At 64.3% G+C, this 23,476-nt stretch carries 17 protein-coding genes; 5 read left to right on the top strand and 12 right to left on the bottom strand.

Annotated elements, in window-relative coordinates; all coding sequences use genetic code 11:
- Nucleotides 1-24: 24 nt before the first annotated feature.
- Complete coding sequence (gene hpnO / locus IVA87_RS09445; protein ID WP_247333440.1) at nucleotides 25-1,416, bottom strand: aminobacteriohopanetriol synthase HpnO; 1,392 nt, start codon at nucleotides 1,414-1,416, stop codon at nucleotides 25-27.
- A gap of 141 nt (nucleotides 1,417-1,557) precedes the next feature.
- Between hpnO and IVA87_RS09440 the strand changes: the two genes are divergently transcribed.
- Nucleotides 1,558-2,184: a DUF2147 domain-containing protein gene (locus IVA87_RS09440; protein ID WP_247301322.1), complete on the top strand. Its 627-nt coding sequence runs from the start codon at nucleotides 1,558-1,560 to the stop codon at nucleotides 2,182-2,184.
- On the opposite strand, the gene IVA87_RS09435 is transcribed toward IVA87_RS09440, so the two are convergent.
- Nucleotides 2,152-4,740, bottom strand: a complete 2,589-nt coding sequence (locus IVA87_RS09435; protein WP_247301323.1) for an MMPL family transporter — start codon at nucleotides 4,738-4,740, stop codon at nucleotides 2,152-2,154. The genes IVA87_RS09440 and IVA87_RS09435 overlap by 33 nt on opposite strands.
- Nucleotides 4,741-5,205: 465 nt before the next feature.
- Between IVA87_RS09435 and ispH the strand changes: the two genes are divergently transcribed.
- Both ispH and hpnH read left to right on the top strand, forming a co-directional pair.
- Nucleotides 5,206-6,132, top strand: coding sequence for a 4-hydroxy-3-methylbut-2-enyl diphosphate reductase (gene ispH, locus IVA87_RS09430; RefSeq protein ID WP_247301416.1), 927 nt, complete (start codon nucleotides 5,206-5,208; stop codon nucleotides 6,130-6,132).
- A gap of 35 nt (nucleotides 6,133-6,167) precedes the next feature.
- Nucleotides 6,168-7,325: an adenosyl-hopene transferase HpnH gene (gene hpnH / locus IVA87_RS09425; protein ID WP_247301324.1), complete on the top strand. Its 1,158-nt coding sequence runs from the start codon at nucleotides 6,168-6,170 to the stop codon at nucleotides 7,323-7,325.
- 84 nt (nucleotides 7,326-7,409) lie between these two features.
- Here the strand turns inward: hpnH and IVA87_RS09420 are convergent, their stop codons facing one another.
- From IVA87_RS09420 to IVA87_RS09395, 6 genes are all read right to left on the bottom strand, one after another.
- Complete coding sequence (locus IVA87_RS09420; RefSeq protein ID WP_247301325.1) at nucleotides 7,410-8,159, bottom strand: phosphorylase; 750 nt, start codon at nucleotides 8,157-8,159, stop codon at nucleotides 7,410-7,412.
- On the bottom strand, nucleotides 8,156-10,123 hold the full coding sequence (shc, locus tag IVA87_RS09415; protein WP_247301326.1) for a squalene--hopene cyclase: 1,968 nt from the start codon (nucleotides 10,121-10,123) through the stop codon (nucleotides 8,156-8,158). Before shc ends, IVA87_RS09420 begins: the two co-directional genes overlap by 4 nt.
- 51 nt (nucleotides 10,124-10,174) lie before the next feature.
- Nucleotides 10,175-11,431: a hydroxysqualene dehydroxylase HpnE gene (hpnE, locus tag IVA87_RS09410; protein WP_247301327.1), complete on the bottom strand. Its 1,257-nt coding sequence runs from the start codon at nucleotides 11,429-11,431 to the stop codon at nucleotides 10,175-10,177.
- Nucleotides 11,431-12,270, bottom strand: coding sequence for a presqualene diphosphate synthase HpnD (gene hpnD / locus IVA87_RS09405; RefSeq protein WP_247301328.1), 840 nt, complete (start codon nucleotides 12,268-12,270; stop codon nucleotides 11,431-11,433). The genes hpnE and hpnD overlap by 1 nt, the downstream gene beginning before the upstream one ends.
- Nucleotides 12,260-13,144 carry a squalene synthase HpnC gene (gene hpnC, locus IVA87_RS09400; protein ID WP_247301329.1) on the bottom strand — a complete coding sequence of 295 codons (885 nt, stop codon included), beginning with the start codon at nucleotides 13,142-13,144 and terminating at the stop codon, nucleotides 12,260-12,262. Before hpnC ends, hpnD begins: the two co-directional genes overlap by 11 nt.
- 179 nt (nucleotides 13,145-13,323) lie before the next feature.
- Nucleotides 13,324-13,557, bottom strand: a complete 234-nt coding sequence (locus IVA87_RS09395; protein ID WP_166817451.1) for a hypothetical protein — start codon at nucleotides 13,555-13,557, stop codon at nucleotides 13,324-13,326.
- Between the two features lie 448 nt (nucleotides 13,558-14,005).
- Between IVA87_RS09395 and IVA87_RS09390 the strand changes: the two genes are divergently transcribed.
- Nucleotides 14,006-14,503 carry a hypothetical protein gene (locus tag IVA87_RS09390; protein WP_247333438.1) on the top strand — a complete coding sequence of 166 codons (498 nt, stop codon included), beginning with the start codon at nucleotides 14,006-14,008 and terminating at the stop codon, nucleotides 14,501-14,503.
- A 119-nt stretch (nucleotides 14,504-14,622) separates the two neighbouring features.
- Here IVA87_RS09390 and IVA87_RS09385 read toward each other — a convergent pair whose 3' ends face one another.
- From IVA87_RS09385 to IVA87_RS09370, 4 genes are all read right to left on the bottom strand, one after another.
- Complete coding sequence (locus IVA87_RS09385) at nucleotides 14,623-16,986, bottom strand: MMPL family transporter (protein WP_247301331.1); 2,364 nt, start codon at nucleotides 16,984-16,986, stop codon at nucleotides 14,623-14,625.
- A gap of 206 nt (nucleotides 16,987-17,192) precedes the next feature.
- Nucleotides 17,193-17,978, bottom strand: a complete 786-nt coding sequence (gene eutC / locus IVA87_RS09380) for an ethanolamine ammonia-lyase subunit EutC (protein WP_247301332.1) — start codon at nucleotides 17,976-17,978, stop codon at nucleotides 17,193-17,195.
- A 6-nt stretch (nucleotides 17,979-17,984) separates the two neighbouring features.
- A complete protein-coding gene (locus tag IVA87_RS09375; protein WP_247301333.1) occupies nucleotides 17,985-19,571 on the bottom strand; it encodes a B12-binding domain-containing radical SAM protein in 1,587 nt (528 codons plus the stop codon).
- Nucleotides 19,572-19,726: 155 nt separating this feature from the next.
- The gene (locus IVA87_RS09370) at nucleotides 19,727-21,109 is read right to left on the bottom strand and encodes an ethanolamine ammonia-lyase subunit EutB (protein WP_247301334.1); all 1,383 of its coding nucleotides are present in this window, start codon (nucleotides 21,107-21,109) and stop codon (nucleotides 19,727-19,729) included.
- Nucleotides 21,110-21,427: 318 nt separating this feature from the next.
- Between IVA87_RS09370 and IVA87_RS09365 the strand changes: the two genes are divergently transcribed.
- Nucleotides 21,428-23,167: a HAMP domain-containing methyl-accepting chemotaxis protein gene (locus tag IVA87_RS09365; protein ID WP_247301335.1), complete on the top strand. Its 1,740-nt coding sequence runs from the start codon at nucleotides 21,428-21,430 to the stop codon at nucleotides 23,165-23,167.
- Nucleotides 23,168-23,476: the final 309 nt, after the last annotated feature.

Raw genomic sequence — 23,476 nt, 5'->3', positions numbered from 1 at the left:
CCACGTTGAGACGGATCGGCGAAACTACGCCGACCGTCGCACCGCATTGTCGACCAAGGTCTTGCCGAGCGACCAGATCGCGCCGGGGACCTTGTGGCTGCCGGCGATGACGTCGTCGAAGGCGCGCTCGATCCAGGTGCAGTCTTCCTCGGTGATGGTGAGCGGCGGCAGCAGCTTGATGGTGTGGCTGCCGTGGCCGGCGACCTGGGTCAGAATCTTGTGATCCTTGAACAGCGGCACCGTGATGAGCTGGCAGAACAGGCCCTTGTTGGCGGTCTCCAGTACGTTCCAGGAAGCGCGAAGGCGCAGCGACTTCGGCGGGCCGAACTCGACGCCGATCATCAGCCCCTTGCCGCGGACTTCCTTCATCAGCTCGTAGCCGGGCACCATGCGCGTCAGCGCGAGGCGCAGCTCGGCGCCGCGCTTGGCGGCGGACTCGATCAGCTTGTCGGACTCCATGACGTCAAGCGTGGCGATGCCCGCAGCCATGGCGAGGTCGTTCTTGGAGAAGGTGGAGCCGTGCACCACCGCACGATCCATCTGGTTGAAGATCTTGTCGAAGATGCTCTTGCGCGTCAGCACCGCGCCGACTGGGACGTGGCCGCCCGACAGCGATTTCGACAGTAGCACCATGTCGGGCTCGACGTTCCAGTGCTCGACCGCAAGGAAGCGGCCGGTGCGGCCCATGCCGGTCTGGATCTCGTCGGCGACGAACAACGTGCCGTATTTCTTGCAGAGCGCGGCCGCGCCGGGCAGGAACTCATCGGTGGGCATGTTGACGCCCTTGCCCTGGATCGGCTCGACGACGAAGGCTGCGACCTCGCGCGAGGCCAGCGCCTTTTCGAGCGCGGCCAGATCGTTGAACGGGATCGGGGTGCAGCCCGGCAGCAGCGGCTCGAATCCGGTGCGGAAGTTCGAATCGCCCGTGAGCGACAGCGCGCCATAGGTCAGGCCGTGATAGCCGTGGGCGCAATAGACGATGCCGGGGCGGCCGGTCGCGCCGCGCGCGAACTTGATCGCTGCTTCGACGCATTCTGCGCCGGAATTGGCGAAGAACGCCTTGTCGAGATAAGGGACGTACTTCAAAAGCCGCTCGGCAAGCACGCCGGCGAGCACCGAGACATCGAACTGGACGAGATTGGGCAGGTCCGCATCGAGCACGCTCTTGAGCGCCTCACGCATCACGGGATGATTGCGCCCGATCGCAAACACGCCGAACCCGGACAAGAGGTCGAGATAGCGCGCGCCGTCGCGATCATAGAGGTACTGCCCCTGCCCTTTCTGGAACCCGACATCGTATCCGATGGTCTTCAGAACCCGAACGAACTGCTCGTTCAGATACCGATTATGCAGGGCGCTGCGCTGGGCCTGACGGTCCGCGAAGAGCTCAGACATGTCTGGATTTGGACTGTGCATCCGCTACATACTTCGGTTGAGGGCCGTCTCGTCAACTGAAAACGGACCGCTATCGAAAACGCTCTGTGCGGCCTTTTGCCCTTTTTCGGACCATCTTCGCAAGCACAGCTTTAAGCGATGTTGCACTGCCAAGGAACTATCATGCGTTTAGCCCTTTACACCGGAATAATACTGGCTGCCGGTTACACCTGTCCGACCCCCGCGCTGGCCGCAGACCCGACCGGCGACTGGCGGGTCGCCGACGGCGTCGCCAACATTCGTGTCGCCCAATGCAACGGCAGCATGTGGGGTGCCGTGTCCTGGGAAAAGCAGCCTGGCGGCCGCGACGAGAACAACCCGGATGTATCAAAAAAGAACAGGCCGACGCTGGGCATGGCGACCCTGATCGACATGAAGAAGAAGCCCGGCGTCGATCAGTGGGAGGGACAGGTCTACAACGCGAAGGACGGCCAGCTCTACAGCGCAACCATCACGCCGGCCGGTACCGACCAGCTCGAAATCAAGGGCTGCGTGATGGGCTTCCTCTGCGGGGGCGAGACCTGGACCCGGGTTGGTCCGCCGATCCCCTTGAGCCCCGCCAACGCCATGGCCAGGGGCGCGCCGAAGTCCGGTGGCGCGGCACCGAAGGCCCAGGGAACGACGGGCGCCACAGCACCTGCCCCCGCTGCTCCGAAAGCCGCCGGCGCAGCCAAGGCCGGTCAGAAGGGCGCCGCCGACCCGATCGGCGACATCTGCCTACTCCCTGAGATTGCGGGGTTTGCCCATTAGGGCCGGCTGGAACAGCAGCACGGCGGCAAGCGTCGTCACCAGGGAGAGTGCGAGCAGCTTGCCCATGCTGGATGTGCCGGGATGGCTCGACAGCCACAGGCTGCCGAACGCGGTCGCCGTCGTCAGCGCGCTGAAGAAGATCGCGCGTGTCAGGCTGGTCTGGAGAAGGTTCGTCCTGCCCGAGCGCCACGCTACGACGTAATAGATCTTGAAGGCGACGCCGACGCCGAGCAGCAGCGGGAATGCGACGATGTTGGCGAAGTTGAGTGGCAGGCCGATCAGCACGCAGATCTCGAGCGTCACCGCCCCGGCAACCAGGAGCGGCACCAGCGTCATCAGCACGTCGACGAACCGGCGTAACGTGACCCACAAGAGCAAGCCGATCACCAGCAGCGCATAGATGCCGGCATGGATGAACGCCTTCACCACGGTGTCGCCGGATTTCAGGATCGAGACCGGCCCGCCGATCGCGGTCGGCTCGGCCGCGAGCACTGCGGCGGCAAATCTGCGCAGGGTGTCGTTGTCATTGGGATCGCCCTTGGGCAATGCCTCGACGCGGATGATGCCGTCCTTGCTCTTCCAGGCGCTGACGAGATCCGGCGGCAGGGATTTCAGGGTGACCGGCTCGGCCTGCATCGCGTTCCTGAGCTGGTCGAACACGATCTTCATCGGCGTGACGAACACGTCCTGCGCCTTGTTGCGCGTGGCCTCATCGGAATTGGCGAGCTTCTCGAGCGCGTCGGCCAGCCGGCGCGAGGCCACCGCACCCGGGCCCTTCGCATCCCCCGCGGTCCGGCGCAGATTGTCGACCGAGGATTTCAGGGATTCGACGTTCTCCTGATCGGAGGGCGCCGCATCGATCTGGTCGGGATTGAGCGCGGGATTCAGCACTTTGGCGCCCTGCGCGAGCAGCTTCAGCTTCGGCGGCTGATCCTGCGGCACGAAGCTGTCGAGTGACATCACCCGCAGCACCTCGGGCACCTTCTCCAGCTTGGCTTCGACCTGCTTTGCCTGCTCCTCCGACGTCGTCATCACGTTGATGGCATTGGCGCCGGTGTTGGGATCCTTGCGCAAGTCGAGGAAGGTCGCGATGGATTCGGCGTGCGGGTTGCGCAGATTCATCGGATTGAAGTCGAACTTCATGAAGTAGAGCAGCGGCAGGCCGCCGAGCGCCAGCAGCAGCGTGCCGCCGACGATCAGGACGCGGTGCTTTTCGAGGAAGCGATCGAGCGGGGCCAGGAAGGCGTAACCGACGGGCTCCGGCTCGCCAGGCGGGTTCAACAGCTTCAACAGCGCCGGCAGCACGGTGATCGAAGAGATGAACGCCACCAGCATGCCGACGCCGGCGATCTGGCCGAGCTCGGAGATGCCCTTGTAATCGGTCGGCATGAAGCAGAGGAAGCCCGCGGCCGTTGCCATCGCCGCGAGCGACAGCGGCACCGCCGAGCGCTTGGCCGCCAGCACCAGCGCGCCCGAGAGATTGTCGTGCTTGTAGCGCTCGGATCGATAACGGACGCTGTACTGGATGCCGAAATCGACGCCGAGACCGACGAACAGCACCGCAAACGCGATCGACAGCAGATTGAGGGAGCCGACCATCATCAGGCCGGCCGCGGTCGTGATTGCGAGGCCCACGAAGAGGTTGACGAACACCGCGAAGATGATCTTCGCCGAATGCAGCGCCAGCCACAGAATGAGCAGCACGACGAGGACGGTGCCGATGCCGTTGACGACGGCGCCTTCCTGGACGGTCGCGTATTCCTCGTTGGCGATCGGGACCGGGCCGGTCAGCCGCACCCGCGCCTGGTATTTGGTGGGGAAATCCAGATCCGCTGCGGCCTTGCGGATTGCATCGGTGGCGCCCTTGCCCGGCTCCAGCGCGTTGTAGTCGAGGATCGGCTTGAACTCGATGAAGGCGCGCTTGTCCGAATCCTTCAGTGGCTCGTCGCTGACGAGCTCGCGCCAGGAGAAGCTGGCATTGCCCTTGTTGAGCACCGTCTCGACCGTCTGCGCGATCAGGTTGAAGGGCCGTTCCGTGCTGTCGAGCTTGACCTGGCCGCGCTTGACCCCGGCAAGTCCGGTCTCGAGCGCACCGGTCAGGCCGCGGATCGAGGGATCGCCCGCCATGATCTCGATCAGGGGCGCTGCGGATTCGAACTGACCGGTAATCTTGCCGACCTCCTCGGTCGGCAGGAACAACAGGCCGTTCTTCTCGAAGAACTCGCCGCTGCCGAGCTGCTGCATCGACTGGAAGTTGGTCTTGTCGTCTTTCAGCTTGGCAAAGAGCGCGTCCGCCGCCGCGCTCGCCATTTCGGGCGTCTTGGCCTCGACGACCGCCGTGATAGTCGCGTCGCGGTCGAAGGCGCGGTCGAACTGCTGGTCGCGCTGGCGCCAGTCGAGATTCTGGGCAATCAGCGAATTGATGTCGGTGTTGATGGCGAAGTGGCGCGCAGCGTAATAGCCCGCTCCCACCGACAGCAGGAGCCCGAGAACGACGACGAGGGAGGCAAACCGGGTGCAGGCCCTGACAATGGCAACGACGACGCTTTGCAGCACTTCTTTTCTTTCTGCGGTTAACAGCTTGCCGGAAACGCCCGCTGTTTATCGGAGTTCCCGGGCGAAACCTATTGCTGTTTGAGTGGCTCTCGCCGCGCGAAGGTTCGAGGTAAACGGCGGAGGAGCGTGGCAAAAATCATGTGGGGCGGTCGGTATAACCGGGGAGTTGAGGCGGGAAAGTGACGAAAGAGTGAGCACCACGCCGCCATATCGCTCACAATGGATTACCCTACCATAATACCACATAATGCATTTTGTCGGGAACCCAACGTTCATTCAGCCTTCCCTTGCTGCCGATTTTTTGACACAAAGTATTGCGCCTCCATGCGCCGGAGCCCCAAACGGGGAGTGGGCGGCTACCGCGTGCGCAAGACCGATGGTGCGGATATTGCAGCTCGTTGGTCAGTATCGGGTGCTGTCGGGAACTTTGAAGTGGATTGGTGCAACTTGCGTGATGGACGTCCAATGGAAGTTTATCTGGCGCAGCCGCGCGGCTTCTGCGCGGGCGTGGTGCGTGCGATCGAGATCGTGGAGCGGGCCCTGGAAAAGTACGGCCCGCCCGTCTACGTGCGCCATGAGATCGTGCACAACAAATACGTGGTCGAGAGCCTGAAGAACAAGGGCGCGATCTTCGTCGAGGAATTGTCCGAGGTGCCGCCGAAAGCGGTGACCGTTTTCAGCGCCCATGGCGTCGCCCGCAGCGTCGAGGAAGAGGCCGCGGCGCGCGACCTTCCGGTGCTGAACGCCACCTGCCCCCTGGTCACGAAAGTTCACAATCAGGGGAAGCGCTACATCAGCAAAGGACGCACGCTGATCCTGATCGGCCATGCCGGCCACCCCGAGGTCGAGGGCACGATGGGCCAGGTTCCCGCTCCCGTGCTGCTGGTTCAAAGCGTTGAAGAGGTTAAGGCGCTGGCGCTGCCGGCGGATACGCCAGTGGCCTACATCACCCAGACCACCCTGTCGGTCGACGACACCAAGGACATCATCGCGGCCCTTCAGGCCCGCTTTACAGATATTCAAGGTCCGGATATCCGGGATATCTGCTATGCGACACAGAATCGCCAATCTGCGGTAAGGGATTTGAGCAAGCTGGTCGACGTGATCTTGGTGGTGGGCGCTGCCAACAGCTCGAACTCGAACCGGCTCCGCGAAATCGGCACCGAAGCCGGCGTCGCGAGTTATCTGATTGCCGACGGCAGCGAGCTCAATCCGGAATGGTTGAAGAATGCCAGGACGGTTGGCGTCACGGCCGGCGCATCGGCGCCCGAGGTACTCGTGGATGACGTGATCGAAGCGATGCGGCGGATCGGACCCGTGAAGGTGTCGGTGTTGCCGGGCCGCGAGGAAAACATCGAATTCAGGCTTCCGGCCCAACTGGCTGCGAGCTGACCCACCCGAATTCAAAGCCCAGAAAGAAACTTGTAATGGCCATCCCGTTCTTCAAGGAAATGCGTATCGGCGGCTATTTGCTCAAGCAGAAACTGCTTGGCCGCAAACGCTATCCGCTCGTGCTCATGCTGGAGCCGCTATTTCGCTGCAACCTCGCCTGCGTCGGCTGCGGCAAGATCGATTATCCCGATGCGATCCTCAATCGCCGCATGACGGCCCAGGAGTGCTGGGATGCCGCCGACGAATGCGGCGCGCCAATGGTCGCGATTCCCGGCGGCGAGCCGCTGATCCACAAGGAGATCGGCGAGATCGTGCGCGGCCTCGTCGCGCGCAAGAAGTTCGTCTCGCTCTGCACCAACGCACTGCTGCTTGAGAAGAAGCTCGATCTGTTCGAGCCCTCTCCGTATTTGTTCTTCTCCGTGCATCTCGACGGCCTGCGCGATCACCACGACAAGGCGGTGTCGCAGAAGGGCGTGTTCGACCGCGCCGTCTCCGCGATCAAGGCGGCCAAGGCGCGCGGCTTCACCGTCAACGTCAACGCCACCATCTTCGACGGCCACCCGGCCGAGGAGATCGCGAAATTCCTCGACTTCACCGTCGAGCTCGGCGTCGGCGTCTCGATGTCCCCGGGCTACGCCTATGAGCGCGCGCCGGACCAGGAGCACTTCCTCAACCGCACCAAGACCAAGAAGCTGTTCCGCGACGTCTTCGCCATGGGCAAGGGCAAGAAGTGGAATTTCATGCATTCCGGCCTGTTCCTGGACTTCCTCGCCGGCAACCAGGAATACGAGTGCACGCCGTGGGGCATGCCCGCGCGCAACATCTTCGGCTGGCAGAAGCCCTGCTACCTGCTCGGCGAAGGCTATGCGAAGACCTTCAAGGAGCTGATGGAGACCACCGACTGGGATAGCTACGGCACCGGCAAATACGAGAAGTGCGCCGACTGTATGGCCCATTGCGGCTACGAGCCGACCGCCGCAACCGCAGCCCTCAACAACCCGCTGAAGGCGATGTGGGTGTCGCTGCGCGGCATCAAGACCACTGGCCCGATGGCGCCGGAGATCGACATGTCCAAGCAGCGCCCGGCTCAGTACATCTTCTCCGAGCAGGTCCAGAAGAAGCTCTCGGAGATCCGCCGCGACGAAGCTCTCGCAGCGCAGGAGAAGGCGACGAAGGCTTCGACGGCGGCTTGAGGCAGGCCCAAGCAGGTAAGATTAAGAGAAAGGCCCGGTCGCCGATGCGACCGGGCCTTTCTTTCGTCAGCTCGAAGAAGCCGCTCAGGCCGCCTCTGAGACCAGGGTCTCGCTGCCGGCAACCTCGGTGCCGATCAGAAAGTCGCGGCAGCCGCGCAAAGATCGCAGCGCGCGGTTGAAGTCGAGGCCGGTCGAGACCAGCGCATGCAGCGTCGCCGGATTGCGCACGATGCCGCGCAGCACGGCCGGAAGGTCGATCTGGCCGTTCGGCTTGATGGCGGCGCGGGCGAGCGCCGGCAGCGCGCGATGGGCGGGGTCGCTGATGACGCGGACCGCGGCAAAGGGCAGCCCGGCCTCGGCGGCGTAGGCGGCCGCGATGTGGCTCTCCATGTCGACGGCCGCTGCTCCCGTCTCCGAATGCAGCGCCGCCTTGCAGGACCGCCCGGTGACCACTTCCTCGGCACCGGCGAGGCTACCGCGCACGACACGGCGGCGTCCCGAGGTCAGGCGATCGATGAGGTCGTCGCCGAGCGACAGCCCGGCGGCCCAACGGGTGTCGCCGGACAGCACTTCGGTGGCCAGCACGACGTCACCGGAGCGCAGTGTCGGGTCGAGCCCGCCAGCCACACCAAACGAGATCACACCGCGAATCGTTTCGGGATCCACCACCGTCAGCAGGGCCCGCAACTGGGTCGGGCTGCTGGATGAACAGATGACCGCCATTCCGGGCCCGGCTGCAATGCGGGCCTCCTGAACCAAACCGGTCACGATCAGTATCGGCCGCGGGTCGATCGTATTACCCGCGGTAAAATAGTCCCCCGTCCCCAAAGTCACATTCCGACCCCTACCACCCTGCTGTTGGTGTTCCGCAAGTTCCGGTACCGCGCCAGTGCCCACAGCGGGAAGAACTTTGGGTAACCATGATATCGTAGATAGAACACGCGGGGGAAGCCTGTGGCGGTGTACCGCTGCTCGTCCCACAGTCCTTTTTTGTTTTGTGTTGCAATCAGGTACTCCACCCCGCGGGCGACGGCCGGGTGATCAACCTCGCCTGCCGCCATGAGGGCAAGCAAGGCCCATGCCGTCTGCGAGGCGGTCGAGGGCGCAGCCTCCCAGCCCTTGTAGTCCAGGCGATAGCTGACGGCATCCTCGCCCCAGCCGCCGTCCTCGTTCTGGATCGAGGCCAGCCAGGCCACGGCTTTGCGAATCATGGGGTCCTTGTGGTCGACGCCGGCCATATTGAGGGCACAGAGCACGGACCAGGTTCCGTAGATGAAGTTCATGCCCCAGCGGCCGTACCAGGAGCCTTCCGGATGCTGGGTCTTCCGCAAGTACGCGACCCCGTCGGCCACTTGCTTGCTGGTCTTCGCGGTCTCGCCGAGCTGGGCCAGCATCGAGATGCAGCGCGCGGTGACGTCCTCGGTTGGCGGGTCGAGCAGCGCGCCGTGGTCGGAGAACGGGATATTGTTCAGGTAATATTCGAGATTGTTGACGTCGAAGGCAGCCCAGCCGCCGTCGTCGCTTTGCATGCCCTCGATCCACTCCCGGCCGCGGGCGATCGCGGCGTCATAGCCGGTCGCGCCGTGCTCCCGGCGCATCCGGTCCATCGACATCACCACGACGGCGGTGTCGTCGAGATCGGGATAATGGGCATTGTTGTACTGGAAGGCCCAGCCGCCCGGACGCACGTCGGGCCGCTTCACCGCCCAATCGCCCTTCACTTCGAGCTCCTGCTTCGGGATCAACCAATCGAGGCCACGCTTGGCGGCCGGCACGGCTTGCGCGTTGCCAGCTTCCAGCAGCGCATGGGCCGTCAACGTCGTGTCCCACACCGGCGAGACGCAGGGCTGGCAATAGGCTTCGTCGTCTTTGATAACGAGCAGCTTGTCGATGCCCCGCCGCGTCGTCGCGCGTGGCGGATAATTCTCGTCCTTGCCGAGCGCGTCATACATCATCACGATATTAGCCATGGGCGGATAGATCGCGCCCATGCCATCCTCGCCGTTGAGCCGCTCCTCGATGAAGGCGAGCGCCGCATCAATCGCGCGCTTGCGCAGGCTCTTGGGAAACATCGGCTCGATCAGGCGCAGAATCGCGTCGAGCGAGCGGAAGAGCAGGAACCAGGCCATGCTCTGGTGCGGCGCCTTCGCGGTCATGCCGATCGAACGCGGATCCTGCAGGAACAGCTCGTCGATGCCGACGCCCTTCGGATTCTTCGCACGCGGCTTCAGCGCGGCGATCACCATCAGCGGCACCATCGTTGTGCGCGCCCAATAGGAGATCTTGTTGAGGTGGAACGGCGACCAGAACGGCAGCAGCACGATCTCGATCGGCAGCACCGGCACCGCGCGCCAGGTCACGACGCCGAATGTCGCGAGCAGGAAGCGCGTGAAGACGTTGCTGTGAATCGCACCGCCGCGCGCATGGATGGCCTCGCGCGCACGCACCATGTGCGGGGCATCGATGGAATCGCCGATCATCTTCAGTGCGAAATACGCCTTCACGCTGGCGCTCATGTCGAACTCACCGTCATGCACCAGCGGCCAGCCGCCATGGGCACCCTGGACGCGACGCAGATAGTTGCCGATCTTGGCCTCGAGCACCGTGTCAACGGGCTCGGCGAGATAATGGCGCAGCAAGATATACTCGGCCGGAATCGTGCAGTCGGCCTCGAGCTCGAACACCCAATGGCCGTCCGATTGCTGGAAGCCGAGGACGCCTTGCGTCGCCGATGCAATGCTCGATTCCAAGATGCTTGGATCCAAGGCTTCGCGGCTGGTCGCGTTCACGGAATCCATGTCGCTCGATTGCTCCGATTGTCGATTGAAATTGACCGGGACATTTGCCCGTCAGGGCCGCTGTGCGGCGAGAATCAGATCGGCGGCGCGATCGCCCGACCGGACCGATCCCTCGATGGTTGCAGGCAATCCCGTAGCAGTCCAATCCCCGGCAAGGAACAGGTTTTTCAGCGCAGTGATCGGCGCCGGACGCAGGGCATTCTGCGCTGGCGTCGCGGCAAACGTGGCGCGGCGCTCACGCACGATCTGCCACGGAGGCAACTCACCGGACACGCCGCCGGCCTTGCGGACGTCGTTCCAGATCGCCTGCGCGAGTTCCTCGCGCGGCATGTCGACCAGGCGGTCGCCATTGCTGATGGTGACGGACAGTCGGTTCGGGAACGCGAACAGCCACTCCACAACGCCGCCGATCACGCCGAGGATCGGTGCAGAGCCCGGCGGCGGCTCGAAGCGGAAATGCGCGTTCACGATGGCGCGGAATTCGGTCGGCGTCTTCAGGCCGGGCAGCAGGCTGGCGGCGGCGCGGGGCGGCACCGCCATCACGATGGCGTCCCCCTCATTGAGCTCGATCACGTCCTCGCCGCCGAAATTCAGCGCGCCGACCTTGCCGTCATTGGTGTCAAACGAACGCAGCTCATGGCCGAGCTGAACCGTGTGGCCGCGCTCAGCCAGGAATTTCACAGCAGGCTCGATCAGGACGGCGCTGAGGCCGTCGCGCGCGATCAGGGGACGGCAGGCCTGCCCACCCGCGAGCAGCGTCTCGCGCACGATCGCGCCGGCGAGCCCGGCCGAGCCCTCGGGCGGATCGACATTGAGCGCCGCCAGCAGCAACGGCTGCACCAGACGCTGATAGAGGATGCCCTCGCAAGGAATGGACTTGCCGACCAGTGTCTCCTCCGACGCCCAGACCAGCGGCGCCAGCTTGAGATAATCGCTCAGCCCGGTATCGGGCACCCGGCGGCTCTCGTCGAGAACCCAGGTCGGCAGCCGGCCATCGCCGAGATCGATCTGCCAGCGTTGCCCGGTCTTGATGTCGACAAAGGGAAACTGCGCGCGCTCGGGGCCGACAAGGCCGGCCTCGGTGCCAATCGCGCGCGCATAGGCACGCGCATGGCTGTTGCCCGACAGCAGCAGATGATTGCCATTATCGATGGTGAGATTGGTGGCGCCGTCGAAATAGGATCGGCAGCGGCCGCCGGCCTGGTGCGTTGCCTCGTGCACGGCGACCTTGAAGCCGGCATTGGCGAGCCGCACGGCGGCGGAGAGGCCGGAAATCCCGGCGCCGATGATATGAGCTGTCTTTTGCATCAGATGAAAGCGTAACGGAGCAGGATCAGGATGCGTGTGATCTTCGACACACGCACCGGCGCGCGCGGCGCGTCGAAGCCGCGCGCCATCAGGAGGTCCAGAATGGAATGATAGTATTTCGACATGATCCGCGGCGCGCGCACCGCGCGGCGCTTGTTGCGGTTCATGATCTCGTCCGACTTCTCGAAATGCGATTTCGCGCGCTGCGCCAGCGGCAGACAGACTTTCGGCAGCGCGCGCTCGGCGATGACGCGGTTGGGATCGATGGAGGTGATGCCGGCATGCAGAAGCGCCTCGCGCGGCAGATAGAGCCGGCCGAGGCCGGCGTCCTCATCGATGTCGCGCAGGATGTTGGTGAGCTGAAGCGCGCGGCCGAGATGATGGGCAAGCAGGATGCCGTCTTCTTCCGGCAGGCCGAACACCCGCACCGACAGGCGCCCCACGGCGCTGGCGACACGATCGCAGTAGAGATCGAGGGTCGCCATATCGGGCGCGCGGATGTCCTGCGGCACGTCCATCTCCATGCCGTCGACAATGGCAAGGAAGTCCTCGCGTTTCAGCCCGAAGGTCTTCACCGAGGCGACGTAGTCCTTCAGGCGCGGCGGCGGATTGCCCTGATAGAGCGCATCGATGTCGTTGCGCCACTGCTGAAGCGCGGCAAGCCGCTCCGCGCGCGGGCCGTCGGAATCGGCGATGTCGTCGACCTGGCGGCAGAAGCTGTAGATCTGGAACATCGCTTCGCGCTGATCATGCGGCAGGATGCGCATCGCGGCGTAGAACGAGCTGCCGGATGCGGTCGAGCCATAATTGGCGCCGGGCGAGGTCGCCTCAAGCGTCATGTGCAGTCCCCGGTCTGGAAATGGCCCTGCGTCCGATTGCGCGACGGCCGACTTCGCCGATCATCCCGGCGAGGCTGAAGGCGAGCAGCTCGAGCTTGTTCAGATGCACGCGCTGGCGCAGCGGATCGCGCACCTTGAGCAGGCGCACGATGCGGTCGGCATAGGCCTGGATCACCGCAATGTCGACGCCGAGGCGGAAGTCCCTCACCTGCGCGCTGAGCGACTTGCTCTCGTTCAGCAGCGCTTCGTTTCGCACGGCGAGCGCCTGAAGGCAGGCCAGCATCGCCGGCGGCGACTGCGTCAGCCCGAGCTGCTCGACCGAGGCGCCGCTCGCAGCCAGCGCATCGCGCGGCAGATAGACGCGGTTGAGCTCGCGAAAATCCTTGCCGCAATCCTGGAGGTGGTTGTTGATCTGGAGCGCCGCGCAGAGCGCATCCGAGGCAGCCCAGGTCGAGGTGCTCTCGCCATGAACGTCGAGCATGAAGCGGCCGACCGGCATCGCCGAATAGCGGCAATACTGGATGACCTCGTCCCAATTCTCGTAGCGCAGCTTGGTGACGTCCATGCGGAAGGCGATGAGCACGTCGAGCGCATGGCGCGGCGCCATGCCGCGCTCGGCCAGTGCACGGCGCAGGGTGACCGCTTCGGCCTGGGTGTCGCCCTCGCCGAGCAGTTCCGCCTCGAGCAGGTCGAGATAAGCGAGCTTTTCGTCGGGCGGCAGCGTCGAATGGTCGGCGATGTCGTCGGCGGTGCGGACGAAATTGTAATACGCCAGAATCAGCGCGCGATGACGCGGATGAATGATCCAGGACGCGACGGGAAAATTCTCGTCGCGGTCACCCTTGCCGGATCGCAATTCGCTCGCAGAGGTCATCGAGGGCTGGTTTACAATCGGTTGGACAGGAAGGGCTTTTTCGCTCGCGCGGGCTCATGCCGGCGGCCCCCATATAGGGGAATATGGCCGCAAAACCAATCCTGTCTCTCGATGGCTGCCCCGTGCGGATCGCGCCGAAAAAGGCGGCCCGGGCCGCCCTTGTCGGCCAGCGGCCGAACTTACTGGTTGTGGTTCTTCAGGACCTGGTCGCAGGCCTGCGAGATCTTGGCCCGGTTCTCCTTGAGGCAGGCCAGGACGGTGAAATCGCCCTGGTCGATGACCGGACGGCAGAACTTCTGCACGTCGCGTGTGCAGGCCTTCTGCTCAGCGTCCGTGCCACGCCCTTGCTGGGCGAACGCCGCCGTCGAAAGAGAGGCCGACAGCAGGGTGAGAGCGACGAGAAGCTTACGCATTGTATTCCTTCATTCTGACGGCAGAATCGCACCGATCACGGGCTGCACGGGGCGGATGTCCGGAGCGGATTGTTCTGATGGCAAGTTGCCGCGGGAGTAGCGGCCTCAGAGAAGGCACAAGCACTGGCAAATGCGGCCAAATTGGCGCCACTCCCACCAAATCAGGTCTTCCCTGCGCCTTCATTGGCAGATGTAAGAGGCTGATACTACGAGATAATTCTGGAACATCGCGTTTTGGCTGGGATCTGTTGCAGAGCTGCATCTCTCTCCCTTGCTGTTTCGGTCGGAAACACACCGAAACACGGGGAATCGCGTTGTTGCGCGTGGCACGAAGCACCATCTTCGGTGGTCACGCGTTGAACCTGGCACAGGCTCGGAACACTAAACTTTCGATGTGGCGAGACGTCCTTGTCTTGAATGGACGTCGTTCCAAAACGGGATATTTGAGATGACATTCTTTGGGCGATCTGGACAGGCAATCAAGGCGGTCGGCGTCGGGGCTGCGCTGCTCTTCTCGGTGTCGGCAAGCCATGCTCAATCGTCCGGCCCATTTGCCGGTTTCGACGGCGCGTGGACCGGCACCGGCACGGTGTCGCTGTCCGACGGCTCCACCGAACGCATCCGCTGCAAGGCCGATTACAAGGTCGCCGGCAGCGGCCTCAACCTCAAGCAGGCGCTGCACTGCGCGTCCGACAGCTACAAGTTCGACCTCACGAGCGACGTGACGAGCCAGGGCGACCGCATCTCCGGCAATTGGAGCGAAGCCAGCCGCAACATCTTCGGCAACCTCCAGGGCACCGCCGGCGGCGGTCAGATCGACGTGTTCGTCGAGGCCAACGGTTTTGCCGCCAATCTGTCGCTGCGCACCAACGGCACCAAACAGACGGTGCAGATCTCTTCCAAGGGCGAGATCCGCGGCGTCAATATCACGATGACGAAGGGCTGACGTCCTTTCGGCTCACGAGCAACAAAGCCCCCGGCTCTCGCGAGCCGGGGGCTTTTTGTTGACATGGACATGCATATGGCTGCGTGACATCGAATCCGAGACGGCCCGGCCCGTCCCGCTCAAATCGCCGGCTTATCGCCCTGCAGCTTCGCGTGCAGGTTGATCAGCCACATCGCCGTCGGCCGCAGGATGAAGAGGTCGGCGACGAGCGCCATCACCATCGAGAAGGCGCTGAGCCAGCCGAACAGCCGCAGCGACGGCAGGTCGGAGAACACGGTGACGACGAGGCCGCAGGCCAGCACCACCGTGGTCAGGATCAGCGCCGGTCCGACCAAGACGGTGGCGCGCTCCACCGCGAGCGCCGAGCCGACGCCCGGCTTGCTCTCGAGCCTCAGGCGGTTGAGGAAGTGGATGGTGGCGCTGAGGCCGAGGCCGAACGAGACGGTGAGCGCGACCACGCTGGCGAATTGCAGGCCCTCGCCCATCGCCCACAGCACCGTGCCCGACATCACCACCGGGAAGATGCCCGGCAGGATGCAGGCCAACATCACGACCCAGGAGCGGAAGGCGAGGCCGATGAAGATCGCGACCAGCGCGAATTCGATGGTGAGGCCGCGGTTCAGCTTCTCGATCATGCTGGCTGAGTTGCGCGCCGCAATCGCAGCGAGGCCCGTCACTGCAATCTCGTAGCCGGGATGCTTCTTGCGGACGGCGTCGAGCTCGGAATCGAGCTTGTCGACGATCGGCAGCAGCTGGCTGGAATCCTTGTCCGGCACACGGCCGGCGACCACGACCGCGTCCTGCTCGGCGTCGATGAAGCGCCGCACCAGGTGCTCGGGGATGACGTTGACATATTCCTGCAGCGTCGCGACGTCGGCGCTGCCGGCCTTTTCCGCCAGCCAGCGGCGCAGGGTCTCGAGCGACCAGACGTTGCCGACACCGGCCGCCTTCTCCACGATCGCATGCACGTCGCCGATGGTCTGGAGCGTCTCGGGCGAATAGAGCGATTCGCCCTTGGGAAACGCGATCAGAACGTTGACCGGATTGGCGCCGGTCAGCTTGGCGTCGAGCCGGTCGCTGGCGGCGACCGCCTGGCGCTTGTCCGGCACCTGATCGGCGAGCCGATAGCGCGGCTCCAGATTGGCGTAGATGACGCCGAGACCGCCGACGAACAGCACCGCGATCAGGCTGAACAGGCCGGGACGGCCGACCATGCGCACCGCGATCCAATAGCAGAAATTGCGCAGCGCCTGGACGCCGGCATCGGCACCCTGGAACTTGACCGCAAAAACCTTCTCGTTGCGCACGAACAGCACGCCGAACACCGGCACCAGCGACAGCACCGCCACCAGCGCGATGATGGTGGCAGCAAGGCCCGCTTCGCCAAACTTGCGGATCAGGTCGGAGTCGGAGAATTGGAGCGCGATGAAGGAAATCCCGGCGGTGCCGTGCGTCAGCACGCATGCCGGCCCCACCACCAGCACGGCGTTCTTGAATGCCGTGAACTTGTCCTGGCCCGCGATCAGCCGGTCGCGTGCGGCGAAGGTGAGCTGCATCGAATCCGAGAAGCTGATGACCATGATGAGCGGCGTCATCACGTTCAGGAACATGTTGAGGTTGAAATTGGCCCAGCCGAGCGCACCGAGCGCCAGCAGGATCGCGATCATGGGCGGGAATGCCGCCGCGACCATGAACGAGATCTTGCGGAAGAAGATGATGGCGATGATACAGCCGGCGAGGATGCCGAGGATGTTGTAGGTGAGGCCGTCGCGCTCGACCGCGTTACGGATCTCGAGCTGCATCACCGGCACGCCGGAGAGCTGCACGTTGAGCCCGGTGTCGCTAAGGTCCTCCTTCATCAGCGTGCGGATGTCGCCGACGGTCTTGGTCAGCTTGTTGGAGCCGACCACCTCCGGATCGAGCGACAGCACGATTAGGGCCAGCGTGCCGTCCTCCGACAACAGCTTGCCGCGGATGATCTCGTTGTTCTTGACGGTCTCGATGAACTTGTCATAGGCCGCGCCCTCGGGCAGCTCGGGCGGGAACAGCGCCGCCGGCAGCTTGCCCGGCGCCGGTGCCTGGCGCGCAGAGAACAGCGAGACCAGCCCGCGAGTGCCTTCGACCAACTGCAGGTCCGTGATGAAGTCCCGCAGCTTCTCCAGGTTGTTCCTCGCCAGCAGATTCTTGCCCTCAACCACGACGAGAACGTCGAACTCCTCAGCCGGGAACTTCTTGGTCACCTCTTCGTATTGGTGGAATTCGCGGGTGTCGGAGCGGAAGAGCTGCGACAGCGAATCGTCGATCTTGATCCGGTGAATGCCGAACACGGCGCCGACGATCAGCGCGAGCAGGACGATACACGACACGATCGGGGTCCGGACGGCGATCAGCCCGAGCCGTTCCAGCCCGAAGGCGATCGAGGACGTAGGTCCCTGCTCGACCTTGTCGACATGAACCTCATTCTCGCTGTGCTTTTCGAGCATGCCTTATCCAGTTCCTAAATCGGTTCGGTCTTGAGAGCTTATTACGCCCCGCGAACGGCTTGAAAACGCCATACCAATGGGAGGCTTGCCCTTTGAAAATGCGCGGAAAATCGCCGCGAGGGGTTTAGCAGGTCAATCACCCTTCTCGCAAGCCGGCGAAATGTGGCCGAATCGATCAAGATGCGGCGATTTTGCCGGAATGCTACTCATTCCAGCAAAGCCGTGCCAATTCGACGCGGCCCGCGGTCCGCGCTCTCGTCCTTCAGCGCCACGCCGGTGGTCTTCCGGGCGAGCCCCTCACGGACCAGCCAGGCGATCTTGAAAGCAGCGTCTTCATAGCTCAACCCAGCGCGGTGGATGCTCGACACGCAATTGCGCTCAGCGTCGGTACGGCCGGGTTTGGGCGCGAAGGTCAGATAGGCGCCGAGGCTGTCGGGCGCCGACAGGCCCGGCCGCTCGCCGATCAGCATTGCGACCATGTGCGCGCCGAGAATCGCGCCGATCTCGTCGCCGAGCGCGACGCGCGCGCCTGAGGCGACAACGACATGGCCGATCGCGACACCATCGTCGGCCGCGAGCAGCGGCAGCAGGCGCCGCAGCAGCGCCACCGCATGGCCGTGGACCGCTGCCGCCGACAGGCCCTCGCCGATCACGAGCGCGAGTTGGTACGGCGCCGAGGCCCTTGGCACCAGAAGCTCGGCTGAGCCGGCATCAAGCTGCCGTCCAAGGTCCGGCCGCCGCAGATAGTCCCTGCGGTCGATCGCCCGGCTCCTCACCTCGGTCACGACCAGGCCTAGCGCGCGGAGATCGGTGACCAGACGCGGCACCTCGAAAACGGCATGCACGGCATCGCGGGCGCGGGCATGGTCCAGCGTGAAATCGAGCAGGGCGCGCGTCGGCAGGCTTGCGCCGCTGCGGCCCAGCGCAACGCGTGCGGGCGTGAACGTCCGCAGATCGAGCGTCGGACGGAGCGGCGGAGCCGGATCAGACATGTCGCATCATTCGGCGGGAACGGCGGCCTCGCGCAGCCGGATCGAGTAGTTCGAGGCGTTCTGCTTGCCGCTGGAGGCCGCGCGCGCGAAGGTGATGAGATGATGCGCAATCGTGGCGGAGCCGATCAGGCCTTCGAGATCGCCGCGCCGGATTCGCCCCAAGGCGAACTTCCAGAACACGCGCCTGTAGTCGCCGAGCACCCCGATCTGCCAGAAGATGTTGCGTAGCATGATCAGGCCGCGCTTGATGTTGGGCCAGGTCTTCATCTCCGGTGCCACCGGCACTTTGAGGCGGTTGGCATAGGTGTAATCGCACTGATGCTGATAGCGCGCATAGACCTTCTCGGGCGCGTAAGCGACCTCCATGCAATGTTTCCAGGACGCGACAACCTCGTCGTAGGGCAGCAGGAAGTCGACGTTGGAATCGCGGCCCTCATCGTGGACCAGGCGTCCCTCACGCTCCAGCCGGTCCCACAGCGGCGTCTTCGGCAGCGCCTGGAGCAAATTGATGGTGAGCAGCGGAATCCGGGACTCGTCGACGAAAGCGAGCAGCGCCTCAGACGTGTTCGGCTTGTCGGTGTCGAGCCCCATGATGATGCCGGACACGACCTCCATGCCGTAGGAGTTGATGGTGCGCACGCCCTCCAGGATCGGGACCATCATGTTGTGGTCCTTGTGCATCGCATGCAATGCATCCGGATCCGGCGTCTCGATGCCGCAGAAGATGGTGATGAAATAGGCCTCGCGCATCTTCTCGAGGATCTCGGGCCGCTTGGCGATGTTGAGCGTCGCCTCGCAGGCGAGCCGCACCACGTAGCCGGTCCGCTTCTGCCATTCGATCAGATGCGGCAGCAGGTCCATCGCCGCCTTGCGGTTGCCGATGAAATTGTCGTCGACGAAATAGACGGTGTCGGTCATGCCGCATTCGCGAAGACGGTCGAGCTCGGCGATGATCTGCTCCGGCGTCTTGATCCGGGGATTGCGCCCGTAGAGGCCGGGGATGTCGCAGAACTCGCACTGATAGGGGCAGCCGCTGGAATACTGAATGCTGCCGAGGAAGTATTTCTTGACGTCGGCCAGCTCGTAGGCCGGGATCGGAAACTCCGTCATCGGCACGCGGTCCTTGGTCGTGAGCACGACCTGCTGCTCGGGACGCGAGGTGTCACGCGACAGGATCTCGATCAATTGGTTGGTGGCATCGCCGAGCTCGCCGACGTGGAGATAGTCGAACGACGGATAATAGTCCGGGCAGGCGCTGACCGAGGGACCGCCGAGCGCGACCGGCAGATCGAATTCATGGGCGCGGCGGCAGATGTCGTTCATCTGCTGGCGCTGGATGTGCATGCCGCTGACGAAGACCGCCTCCGCCCATTCGAACTCCTCCTTCGACGTGCGGCGAAGGTTCTCGTCGACGAATTTGACCTGCCACTCTTTCGGAAGATAGGCGGAAATCAGCAGCAGGCCCTGCGGCGGCATGAAGGCGCGAACGCCGTCGGTCAGGGGATAGGAATACTCGAACGTGCCGAACGACGAGGTGTAGCGCGGAAACACACAGAGAATCCGCCGGGACGTTCCGTTACTTTCAGCTCGCATCAAAGCTCCCCCGCCACGCTCGACCGAATGGTGCGGAAATTGCCAGCCAGTCACCTAGCGTAATGCTGTCGCCGGAATTTCTCAATATTGTGGCCGGCATTCAATTCGCGAGAGGCGCCAATAGTTTCCGGGGGGAGCTGGCGTTTTCCGTGGCGTTACGCAATCAGCCGCGAGGCAAAATCGGGCAGCAGGCCTGCATCTCCGGCAAGGCGAAAGTCGGCGCCGGCAATGCCTGATAACACCAGCCAGTCGTCGAATTCCGGCGCGCGGCGCAGGGAGAAGACGTCACGGACATAGAGCGCGTCGTGAAAAGAGGTCGACTGGTAGTTCAGCATGACGTCGTCGGCACCGGGCACGCCCATGATGAAGGTGACGCCGGCGGCGGCGAGCAGCGTCAGCAGATTGTCCATGTCGTCCTGGTCCGCCTCGGCGTGGTTGGTGTAGCAGATGTCGACCCCAAGCGGCAGGCCGAGCAGCTTGCCGCAGAAATGATCCTCTAGCCCGGCCCGGATGATTTCCTTGCCGTCATAGAGATATTCCGGTCCGATGAAGCCGACCACGCTGTTGACCAGAAGCGGCGCAAAGGCGCGGGCGACCGCATAGGCGCGCGCCTCGCAGGTCTGCTGGTCGACGCCGTGATGGGCGCCCGCCGACAACGCCGAGCCCTGCCCGGTCTCGAAATACATCACGTTCTGCCCGACGGTGCCGCGCCGCTGCGACAACCCGGCCTCCTGGGCCTCCCTCAGAAGCGCGAGGTCGACGCCAAAGCTGCGGTTGGCGGCTTCGGTGCCGGCGACCGACTGGAAGACGAGATCGACCGGCACGCCCTGCCCGATCAGCGACAGCGTCGTCGTGACATGGGTGAGCACGCAGCCCTGGGTTGGGATCTTGAGCCGCGCGATGATCTCGTCCAGCAGCCGCAGCAATTGGGCGACGACGGCCGGATCGTCGCTCGCCGGGTTGATGCCGATGCAGGCATCGCCGGCCCCGAGCAGGATGCCGTCGAGAATCGAGGCGGTGATGCCCCTGGCATCGTCGAACGGATGGTTGGGCTGCAGCCGCGTGCTCATCCGCCCCTTCAGGCCGATGGTGTTGCGGAAGGCGGTGGTGACCTCGCACTTCCGCGCCGCCAGGATCAGATCCTGGTTGCGCATCAGTTTCGAGACGGCGGCCGCCATTTCCGGCGTGAGGCCGGGCGCGAGCATTTTCAATGCCTCGGGCGTGGCGGCGTCCGATAGCAGCCAGTCGCGGAAAGCGCCGACCGTCAGCGAGGCCACCGGCGCAAAGGCCTTTGCGTCGTGGCTGTCGACGACGAGACGGGTGACCTCGTCAGCCTCATAGGGGATGACCGCTTCCTGGAGGAACTGTCCGAGGGGGACATCGGCGAGCGCCATCCGTGCCGCGATCATCTGCTCGGCGCTGGCGGCGGCGATCCCGGCCAGCCGGTCGCCGGAGCGCGGCGGCGTCGCCTTGGCGAGAAGGTCGCGCAAGTCCGGGAACGTGTAGGTCGTCGCGTCGATGGTGTGGCGGTAGACCAAGGCCCTCTCCAGGGGTCGTCGGCCAGTGGCCGAGTGCAAATTAATCTCGAAGGCGATCCCGACGGCAGGAATACGCTTTTGACGGCCGGCGTGCACGCCGATGTTTGGAGCGTCCGGCCGGATTCCCGGGGGCGACCTGCCGGAGATCGATCGAGTTTTCCCAACCGGCTGAAACATTTCGTATTTCCGCCCGGGCGGCGCGCTCTTCCGGGCCTGCGGCGTTAACGCCGCATCCATCTTCGTTCTGCATAGTTTTGCATCAAATTCAAACGACCGCGCCACCGGCCGCTCCAGGCCATCACGGGCCTCTTGAACACCATGCCATCAGACCGATCTGGGAATGCCGCTGGCCTCGCCGGCCGTTTCACGCTTGCCACCAAGCTCTACGCGATCTTCGCGCTGTTTGCGCTGCTCACGGCAGCGATCGCGTTGCTGTCCGACTACAACAGCCGCCGCAGCGCCGACCTGACCAGCGCGATCGAGACGGCGAACGCGGCCGCGCTGAACGTCGAGCGGGTCAACTCGCTGGTCTATGCGGTCGTGATGGAATCGCGCGGCGTCTACATGTCGACCGAGCCCGCCGTGGTGAGGAAATACGGCGAGGGCCTGCTCAAGTTCAACGCGCAGATCCTCGATGTCGTGAAGCGCTGGGAGACCATCGTCAAGGCCGACGATGCCGAGCAGTTTTCCACCTTCAAGAAGCGCATCGAACAGTTCGTCGAGTTCCGCAAGGAGCTGGTGCGCCGCGGCATTGAGATCAATGCGGCCGCGGGCCGCGAATGGGGCGACAACGACGCCAATCGCAGCGTGCGCTCGGCGCTGAACAAGGACCTCGAAGCGCTCTCCAAGGTGTATGCCGAACGCGGCAGGCAAATCGCCCAGCAGACCGAGACCAATCGCACGCTGTCTTTCGTCCTGACCTGCCTCGGCGGCGTGGCGCTGGCCCTGGTCGTGATCGGCATCGTCATCATCGCCCGCTCGATCGCACGGCCTCTCTCGGCCATCACGGCGACCATCAAGCAGGTCGCCGACGGGACCGAGAACGTCGTGGTGCCCTATAGCAACCGAGCCGACGAGATCGGCGCGCTGGCACGCGCGATCGAGGTCTTCCAGGAGGCAATGGACCGCAACCGCAATCTCGCCTCGCAGGTCTCGCACGACTCCGCCGCGCGCGAGGAGCGCGCCCGCCATATCGAAAAATCCGCCGAGGCGTTTCGCGAGGCGATTGGCGCCATCATGCGCGGCCTCAGCGACAACGCCTCCACCATGCGCGAGACGGCGCAGACCATCACGCGCGTTACTGCGGATGCGAATAGTCGCGCCGGCACGGCGGCGAACGCCACCGAGCAGGCCTCGCAGAACGTCACGGCGGTGGCGAGCGCCGCCGAGGAACTGTCGGCCTCGGTGGAAGAGATCGGCCGCCAGGTGCGGCAATCCGCCGGCGCGGTCGAGCAGACCGGCCAGCGCACCGAGAAGTCGATCTCCGAGATCGAGAGCCTTGCCGCGGCCACCCAACGTATCGACGGCGTTCTCAACCTGATCCAGGCGATCGCCGAGCAGACCAACCTGCTCGCGCTCAACGCCACCATCGAGGCGGCGCGCGCCGGCGATGCCGGCCGCGGCTTTGCCGTCGTCGCCCATGAGGTGAAGGCGCTCGCGGGCCAGACCGCCAAGGCCACCGCCGAGATCGGCGAGAACGTCTCGATGATCCAGGCCTCCACGCGCAATGCGGTCGAGGCCGTCCGCGAGATCGGCGGCGCGGTGCGCGAGATCAACGAGGTCACCTCGGCGATCGCCGGCGCCATCGGCCAGCAGGACGCCGCCACGCGCGAGATTTCCTCCAACGCGCAATCGGCCGCGCAGGGCAACGAGACCCTGGTCGCCAACATCACCTCGCTGCGCGACGCGATCGGCGAGACCGACACGGCGGCAGCCTCCGTGCTGACGGCGGCGAGCAGCCTGACGGAGACGGCGGACACGCTGTCGCGCGAGGTGGAGAAATTCTTCCAGAACCTGCGTTCGGGCGCGGCGGACGGCCGCACCGCCAGGGCGGGGTGAGCGAACGGCAAGGCCCATCCTCGAAAAAAGTCGAAAAACAACCCCATGCACAGTAGGCGGGGGCAGCTATATCAATGACTTGACGGTCGGCGCCAACGACTGCGGATTTCACGAAGCCGTTTGACACGTCGAGGCTGGGCAAGAACTCGGGCATTTTCGTTGGTCGGTGTACGCTTTGTTCATGACGAATCGCACATTCAAGACCGGCGAGAGCCGCGACCAGGCCAGCCTGCTTCCTGCTCGGATTGAGGACTATGTCGGTCCGGATAACGCAGTCCGGGCGATCGAGAGCTTCGTTCGTGTCCTCGA

Source organism: Bradyrhizobium sp. 147, from assembly GCF_023073935.1.
Taxonomy (GTDB): domain Bacteria; phylum Pseudomonadota; class Alphaproteobacteria; order Rhizobiales; family Xanthobacteraceae; genus Bradyrhizobium.
Note: the sequence above shows the minus strand (reverse complement) of the source record. Positions and strands in the feature narration are given on the sequence as shown.

Coding starts and splice junctions, on each gene's coding strand:
- hpnO (WP_247333440.1), bottom strand. CDS start 1,416: ATGCACAGTCCAAATCCAGACATGTCTGAGCTCTTCGCGGACCGTCAG.
- IVA87_RS09440 (WP_247301322.1), top strand. CDS start 1,558: ATGCGTTTAGCCCTTTACACCGGAATAATACTGGCTGCCGGTTACACC.
- ispH (WP_247301416.1), top strand. CDS start 5,206: ATGGAAGTTTATCTGGCGCAGCCGCGCGGCTTCTGCGCGGGCGTGGTG.
- hpnH (WP_247301324.1), top strand. CDS start 6,168: ATGGCCATCCCGTTCTTCAAGGAAATGCGTATCGGCGGCTATTTGCTC.
- shc (WP_247301326.1), bottom strand. CDS start 10,123: ATGGATTCCGTGAACGCGACCAGCCGCGAAGCCTTGGATCCAAGCATC.
- hpnE (WP_247301327.1), bottom strand. CDS start 11,431: ATGCAAAAGACAGCTCATATCATCGGCGCCGGGATTTCCGGCCTCTCC.
- hpnD (WP_247301328.1), bottom strand. CDS start 12,270: ATGACGCTTGAGGCGACCTCGCCCGGCGCCAATTATGGCTCGACCGCA.
- hpnC (WP_247301329.1), bottom strand. CDS start 13,144: ATGACCTCTGCGAGCGAATTGCGATCCGGCAAGGGTGACCGCGACGAG.
- IVA87_RS09395 (WP_166817451.1), bottom strand. CDS start 13,557: ATGCGTAAGCTTCTCGTCGCTCTCACCCTGCTGTCGGCCTCTCTTTCG.
- IVA87_RS09390 (WP_247333438.1), top strand. CDS start 14,006: ATGACATTCTTTGGGCGATCTGGACAGGCAATCAAGGCGGTCGGCGTC.
- IVA87_RS09385 (WP_247301331.1), bottom strand. CDS start 16,986: ATGCTCGAAAAGCACAGCGAGAATGAGGTTCATGTCGACAAGGTCGAG.
- eutC (WP_247301332.1), bottom strand. CDS start 17,978: ATGTCTGATCCGGCTCCGCCGCTCCGTCCGACGCTCGATCTGCGGACG.
- IVA87_RS09375 (WP_247301333.1), bottom strand. CDS start 19,571: ATGCGAGCTGAAAGTAACGGAACGTCCCGGCGGATTCTCTGTGTGTTT.
- IVA87_RS09365 (WP_247301335.1), top strand. CDS start 21,428: ATGCCATCAGACCGATCTGGGAATGCCGCTGGCCTCGCCGGCCGTTTC.